This window comes from Rhodoblastus sp. (genome assembly GCF_041915505.1).
In the GTDB taxonomy this organism is placed as follows: Bacteria; Pseudomonadota; Alphaproteobacteria; order Rhizobiales; family Beijerinckiaceae; genus Rhodoblastus.
Window position 1 is genome coordinate 1 of sequence record NZ_JAYSBG010000298.1, and the last position, 4,312, is coordinate 4,312.

General features: G+C 63.2%; 4 protein-coding genes. 2 read left to right on the forward strand and 2 right to left on the reverse strand.

The window, feature by feature from the left end:
- Nucleotides 1–601, reverse strand: a 601-nt coding sequence (locus ACE3S9_RS15540; RefSeq protein WP_374547391.1) for a stimulus-sensing domain-containing protein, incomplete at its 3' end; no start/stop codon positions are given.
- Between the two features lie 91 nt (nucleotides 602–692).
- Nucleotides 693–1,391: a response regulator transcription factor gene (locus ACE3S9_RS15545; RefSeq protein WP_374547388.1), complete on the reverse strand. Its 699-nt coding sequence runs from the start codon at nucleotides 1,389–1,391 to the stop codon at nucleotides 693–695.
- A 102-nt stretch (nucleotides 1,392–1,493) separates the two neighbouring features.
- Here ACE3S9_RS15545 and ACE3S9_RS15550 point away from each other — a divergent pair, with 102 nt between their 5' ends.
- Complete coding sequence (locus tag ACE3S9_RS15550) at nucleotides 1,494–2,318, forward strand: HugZ family protein (RefSeq protein ID WP_374547389.1); 825 nt, start codon at nucleotides 1,494–1,496, stop codon at nucleotides 2,316–2,318.
- Between the two features lie 138 nt (nucleotides 2,319–2,456).
- Nucleotides 2,457–4,070 carry a phosphoenolpyruvate carboxykinase gene (locus ACE3S9_RS15555; protein WP_374547390.1) on the forward strand — a complete coding sequence of 538 codons (1,614 nt, stop codon included), beginning with the start codon at nucleotides 2,457–2,459 and terminating at the stop codon, nucleotides 4,068–4,070.
- Nucleotides 4,071–4,312 lie beyond the last annotated feature (242 nt).

Below are 4,312 nucleotides of genomic sequence, written 5' to 3' on the forward strand. Positions count from 1 at the left end.
CCTCATAGAGCGGCAGCTTTTCGGAATTGAACCGGCCGCTCGCCAGATCGCGCAGCCATTCGAGCCAGCGCGGGCCCTCCTCCTGGCCGGGCGGCGGCAATTCGTTACGCAAAATGTTCGAGCGCGCGGCGATGGAGCGGGAATCGAGCAGGAGATAGCCGTCGCGGTCGTAGATCCGCGCCCGGGTGCGGGTCGGCGAGACCAGCCGGCGCAGCAGCGGCCCGACCCGGTCGGGATTGATCGAGAATTCCAGCCCTGGCTGGGCCTCCTCCTCCAGGCTGTAGCTCTCGCCCGGCGCCAGTTTCAGCAGTTTTTCCGGGTCGATGGTGATGGCGTCGGCGTCCACCGTCGCGGAAGCCGCGATGGCGGCGGCGATGATTTCGGCTTGCGTGCTCAGGCTCTGGATGCGGGCGTCGATCAGGCCCTGCCGGAACTGGTTCAGATAAAGAAAACCGACCAGCAAGGCGAATAGGCCGCCCAGATTGAGCAGGATGATGCGGCGGGTGAGCGAGGAGGAGAAATGCGAGACGAAGCCGCGCCAGAGCGCGCGCAGGGCCACCGCCCGGCGCTTGGCCCGGGCGCTCGACGGCAGCGCGCGCAGGGCCGTCCACGGCCAGCGCGCCGCCCCGTCGCCGTCTTCCGGCTGTTGTTCCGCGCGAAGGCGATCGTCCAAACCTGCCCCCGGTTGTGGCTCACGCTTCCTTGAAGCGATAGCCGACGCCGTAAAGCGTCTCGATCATTTCGAAATCGTCGTCGACCATTTTGAATTTCTTGCGCAGCCGCTTGATATGGCTGTCGATGGTGCGGTCGTCGACATAGACCTGATCGTCATAAGCCGCGTCCATCAAAGCGTTGCGGCTCTTGACCACGCCGGGACGGGTGGCCAGCGCCTGCAGGATCAGGAATTCTGTAACAGTCAGCACCACCGGCTCGCCCTTCCAGGTGCAGGCGTGGCGCTCCGGGTCCATCTTGAGCTGGCCGCGTTCGAGCAGCTTGGCCTCGGTTTCCTTCTGCGCCGCGGCTTCCTTCGGGTTGGAACGACGCAGGATCGCCTTGACGCGCTCCACCAGCAGGCGCTGCGAGAAGGGTTTGCGGATGAAATCGTCCGCGCCCATCTTCAGGCCGAACAATTCGTCGATCTCCTCGTCCTTGGAGGTGAGGAAGATCACCGGCAGGTCGGATTTCTGGCGCAGGCGGCGCAACAGCTCCATGCCGTCCATGCGCGGCATCTTGATGTCGAAAATCGCCATGTCGGGCGGGTTGTTGCGCAGGCCTTCGAGCGCCGCCATGCCGTCATTATATGTCTGGACGCGATAGCCCTCCCCCTCCAGCGCAATGGAAACTGAAGTCAGGATGTTGCGATCGTCGTCGACAAGCGCGATGGTCGGCATATCATACCTCTTATTCTGGCGGCGGCGCGAGCGGAGCGCGTCAGTGGCCTTTATATATAAGAGCCTCCGCGCGAAATTCACGCCGTTTTCAATGAACAGCCCATGAACGCCCCAGAAAACACCCAAAACAACGCTTCCGGCCAAGCTCCCGAGCCGACCACCGCGCCCCCATTCGCGCCTTTGGCTCAGAACACGTTCGACGGCGTGGCGCTGGCCAGGAAACTGCTGCGCGCGACGCCGGCCGGCGCGCTCGCCACGCTGACGCGCGAGTCAGGCTATCCTTTCGCCAGCCTGACCAGCGTCGCGACCGATTCCGACGGCGCTCCGCTGCTGCTTCTGTCGGGCCTCGCCCATCATACCAGGAATCTGCGCGCCGACCCGCGTGGCTCGCTGCTGCTGGCCGAGGGCGGCAAGGGCGATCCGCTCGCCCATCCCCGCCTGACCGTGGTCGGGCGGCTCGCCCCGACCGACGACGCCCGGGCCCGCGCCCGTTTCCTGCGCCGCCATCCCAAGGCCGCGCTCTACGCCGATTTCCCAGATTTCGCCTTCTGGCGGCTGGAGCCTGAGGCCGCTCATCTGAATGGCGGCTTCGCCCGCGCCGCCGATTATTCCGGCGCCAGCCTGCTGACCGATCTCGCCGGCGCCGACGAGTTGCTCGCGGGTGAGGAAGCCCTGCTGGAGGAGATCAACGCCCTTCCGCGCGAACAGCGCGGCGCGCTGGCGGCGGCGGCCGGCGAGGATGCCGCCCTCAACTGGCGGGCGGTCGGGCTCGACCCGGAGGGACTGGATCTCGCCGCGCCACAACAGACCGCCCGGCTGGTATTTTCCCGCCCGGCGCCTTCGCCGGCGGTGTCCCCGGCGGCTTGGCGGGACGCTCTCGCGGCGGCGGCGGAACCGTTTTTGGTAAACGCTCCGGGGGCCGATTGACACGGAAAATTTAATCTAGGTCAAAGAAACCGTCTTATTTCTCACTTGCATGGCTGGGGGACGGCGCGTAAACGGACCCGGAACTTTCACAAGAATTGCGCGCGCCTTTCATTTCGTGGCGCAGTTGGGAGAAAACGCATGGCTGAGACGGGCGTATTCAATCCGGCTTTTCCGGTCGAAACCTTCGGCTTCAAGAATCTCAAAAATGTTTATTACAACCTGGCCGCGCCGGCGCTCTATGAAGAATCCCTGCGCCGCAGCGAGGGCGTGCTGGCCGCCGGCGGCGCGCTGGTCGCCGAAACGGGCGCCCACACCGGCCGTTCCGCCAAGGACAAATTCGTCGTCCGCGACGCGACCACCGAAAACACCGTGTGGTGGGACAATAACGGCGCGATCTCGCCGGCCAATTTCGACGCCTTGCTCGAAGACTTCCTGAAGCACGCCGAAGGCAAGGACCTGTTCGTGCAGGATCTTTACGGCGGCGCCGACCCGGCCCATCGCGTCAAGGCGCGCGTCGTGACGGAATATGCCTGGCATTCGCTGTTCATCCGCAACCTGCTGATCCGTCCCTCCACCGATGAAGTGCTCGGCAATATCGCCGACTTGACCATCGTCGACCTGCCCTCGTTCCGCGCCGATCCGAAGCGCCACGGCGGCCGCAGCGAAACCATCATCGCGGTGAATTTCGACAAGAAGATCGTGCTGATCGGCGGCACCTCCTATGCCGGCGAGATGAAGAAGTCGGTCTTCACCTATCTCAACTATATCCTGCCGACCGAAGGCGTGATGCCGATGCATTGCTCGGCCAATGTCGGCGACGCCCATGACTCGGCCATTTTCTTCGGCCTGTCGGGCACCGGCAAGACCACCCTTTCCGCCGATTCCTCGCGCACTTTGATCGGCGACGACGAGCATGGCTGGTCGAAGGAAGGCGTGTTCAATTTCGAAGGCGGCTGCTACGCCAAGGCGATCAAGCTGTCGCGCGAGGCCGAGCCGGAAATCTTCGCCACCACCGAGCGTTTCGGCACGGTGATGGAGAATGTCGTGCTCGATCCCGAGACCCGCGTCCCGGATTTCGACGACGGCAGCAAGACCGAGAACACCCGCGTCGCCTATCCGCTGGATTATATTCCGAACGCCTCGGCCACCGGCCGCGCCGGCCATCCCAAGAATATCGTCCTGCTGACGTGCGACGCTTTCGGCGTGCTGCCGCCGATCGCCAAGCTCGACGCCTCGCAGGCCATGTATCACTTCCTGTCCGGCTACACCGCCAAGGTCGCCGGCACGGAAAAGGGCGTGACCGAGCCCTCCGCCACCTTCTCGACCTGCTTCGGCGCGCCCTTCATGCCGCGCCATCCGTCGGAATATGGCAATCTGCTGCGTGAACTGATCGCCAAGCATCATGTCGATTGCTGGCTAGTCAATACCGGCTGGACCGGCGGCAAATATGGGACGGGGCGCCGCATGCCGATCCGCGTCACCCGCCGCCTGCTGACCGCCGCGCTCGACGGCTCGCTCAACAAGGCCGATTTCCGCACCGACCCCTATTTCGGCCTCGCCGTGCCGACCTCGGTGCCGGGCGTCGAGCCGCATATCCTCAACCCGGTCAAGACCTGGGCCTCGGCCGCCGACTTCGCCGAGACCGCCAAGAAGCTGGTGAAATTGTTCCGTGACAATTTCATCACCTTCGAACCCCATGTCGACGCCAAGGTGAAGGAAGCTGCGCCGGCGATCCAGATCGCCGCCGAATAAGCATTTCCCTTTACCGATGCTTTGAACCCCGCCTGTCCGCAGGCGGGGTTTTTCTTTGAACATTCATCGACTATTCAGCCAGCGTTCATATTGATGAACGTCTATTAATAGTTGTGGCTTTACCACAACTTAAAATACTTTTTCCTGTCTTAATGAAGCCATTAAGGAATCGGAAACCTCACGCTGTTGTTATCGTCCCAATGGACGATTTGAAAACGTGAGAATAAACATGCGTATCGGCT